Raw genomic sequence first — 1,639 nt, 5'->3', positions numbered from 1 at the left:
CATACTTTTAAATTATAATGGCGGTCCGGACGGGACTCGAACCCGCGACCTCCTGCGTGACAGGCAGGCATTCTAACCAGCTGAACTACCGGACCGTGATTGCGGGGACAGGATTTGAACCTGCGACCTTCGGGTTATGAGCCCGACGAGCTACCAGACTGCTCCACCCCGCGATAATAATATTTAAAATGAGTTATATGGAGGAGGAAAGGGGATTCGAACCCCTGCGCGGTTTGACCCGCCTGTCGGTTTTCAAGACCGATCCCTTCAGCCGGACTTGGGTATTCCTCCGTATTGGTGGAGCCTAGCGGGATCGAACCGCTGACCTCCTGCGTGCAAGGCAGGCGCTCTCCCAGCTGAGCTAAGGCCCCAATATAAGTGTTTCATGGTCGGGAAGACAGGATTCGAACCTGCGACCCCTTGGTCCCAAACCAAGTGCTCTACCAAGCTGAGCTACTTCCCGTAAATATGGCGCGCCCGAAAGGAGTCGAACCCATAACCTTCTGATCCGTAGTCAGACGCTCTATCCAATTGAGCTACGGGCGCATTTTTTTAAATTATTATAGTAATTCTGGAGCGGAAGACGGGGTTCGAACCCGCGACCCCCACCTTGGCAAGGTGATGTTCTACCACTGAACTACTTCCGCATATTAAAATTAAATGGTGCGGGTGAAGGGAGTCGAACCCCCACGCCTTGCGGCGCTAGATCCTAAGTCTAGTGCGTCTGCCAATTCCGCCACACCCGCATTATGGTGAGTCATGCAGGATTCGAACCTGCGACCCTCTGATTAAAAGTCAGATGCTCTACCAACTGAGCTAATGACTCATCTCATTTTAAAAAGATGGTGCCGACGAGAGGACTTGAACCCCCAACCTACTGATTACAAGTCAGTTGCTCTACCAATTGAGCTACATCGGCGTATATATGGTGGAGGATGACGGGATCGAACCGCCGACCCTCTGCTTGTAAGGCAGATGCTCTCCCAGCTGAGCTAATCCTCCATATTTGGTATGTAATAATTGGTGACCCATACGGGATTCGAACCCGTGTTACCGCCGTGAAAGGGCGGTGTCTTAACCGCTTGACCAATGGGCCATTAATAATGAGATACTGAGTGAAAATGGCGGAGAGCAAGGGATTTGAACCCTTGAGACAGGGTTACCCGCCTACACGATTTCCAATCGTGCTCCTTCGGCCACTCGGACAGCTCTCCATATAATGGCTCCGCAGGTAGGACTCGAACCTACGACCGATCGGTTAACAGCCGAGTGCTCTACCACTGAGCTACTGCGGAACAATAATATGGTGGGCCTAAATGGACTCGAACCATCGACCTCACGCTTATCAGGCGTGCGCTCTAACCAGCTGAGCTATAGGCCCATATTATTTTGGAGCGGGTGATGAGAATCGAACTCACGACATCAGCTTGGAAGGCTGAGGTTTTACCATTAAACTACACCCGCGAATTAAGAAATAATGGCGGTCCGGACGGGACTCGAACCCGCGACCTCCTGCGTGACAGGCAGGCATTCTAACCAGCTGAACTACCGGACCATATATAATTTTCAAGTAAAAATGGAGGAGGAAAGGGGATTCGAACCCCTGCGCGGTTTGACCCGCCTGTCGGTTTTCAAGACC

The 1,639-nt window shown here is 51.7% G+C and carries 17 tRNA genes; all 17 read right to left on the bottom strand.

What is annotated here, in order from left to right:
• Window positions 1-18: 18 nt before the first annotated feature.
• Window positions 19-95 (bottom strand) — tRNA-Asp (locus tag AB0G52_RS41060).
• Between the two features lie 4 nt (window positions 96-99).
• Window positions 100-173, bottom strand: a tRNA-Met gene (locus tag AB0G52_RS41055).
• Between the two features lie 25 nt (window positions 174-198).
• Window positions 199-291, bottom strand: a tRNA-Ser gene (locus AB0G52_RS41050).
• A gap of 4 nt (window positions 292-295) precedes the next feature.
• A tRNA-Ala gene (locus AB0G52_RS41045) sits at window positions 296-371 on the bottom strand.
• 15 nt (window positions 372-386) lie between these two features.
• Window positions 387-463, bottom strand: a tRNA-Pro gene (locus tag AB0G52_RS41040).
• A 6-nt stretch (window positions 464-469) separates the two neighbouring features.
• Window positions 470-546 (bottom strand) — tRNA-Arg (locus tag AB0G52_RS41035).
• Window positions 547-572: 26 nt separating this feature from the next.
• Window positions 573-647, bottom strand: a tRNA-Gly gene (locus AB0G52_RS41030).
• Window positions 648-661: 14 nt separating this feature from the next.
• A tRNA-Leu gene (locus tag AB0G52_RS41025) sits at window positions 662-746 on the bottom strand.
• A gap of 4 nt (window positions 747-750) precedes the next feature.
• Window positions 751-826: transfer RNA gene (locus tag AB0G52_RS41020), tRNA-Lys, on the bottom strand.
• A 17-nt stretch (window positions 827-843) separates the two neighbouring features.
• Window positions 844-919: transfer RNA gene (locus AB0G52_RS41015), tRNA-Thr, on the bottom strand.
• Between the two features lie 7 nt (window positions 920-926).
• Window positions 927-1,002, bottom strand: a tRNA-Val gene (locus AB0G52_RS41010).
• A 19-nt stretch (window positions 1,003-1,021) separates the two neighbouring features.
• Window positions 1,022-1,096, bottom strand: a tRNA-Glu gene (locus tag AB0G52_RS41005).
• A 26-nt stretch (window positions 1,097-1,122) separates the two neighbouring features.
• Window positions 1,123-1,214, bottom strand: a tRNA-Ser gene (locus AB0G52_RS41000).
• A 6-nt stretch (window positions 1,215-1,220) separates the two neighbouring features.
• Window positions 1,221-1,295, bottom strand: a tRNA-Asn gene (locus tag AB0G52_RS40995).
• A gap of 9 nt (window positions 1,296-1,304) precedes the next feature.
• Window positions 1,305-1,381, bottom strand: a tRNA-Ile gene (locus tag AB0G52_RS40990).
• Between the two features lie 9 nt (window positions 1,382-1,390).
• Window positions 1,391-1,464: transfer RNA gene (locus AB0G52_RS40985), tRNA-Gly, on the bottom strand.
• Between the two features lie 14 nt (window positions 1,465-1,478).
• A tRNA-Asp gene (locus tag AB0G52_RS40980) sits at window positions 1,479-1,555 on the bottom strand.
• Between the last annotated feature and the right edge of the window lie 84 nt (window positions 1,556-1,639).

Source organism: Streptomyces sp. NPDC021562, assembly GCF_040640875.1.
Classification (GTDB): Bacteria; Actinomycetota; Actinomycetes; order Streptomycetales; family Streptomycetaceae; genus Streptomyces.
This window is presented reverse-complemented; position numbering and strand designations above follow the sequence as displayed.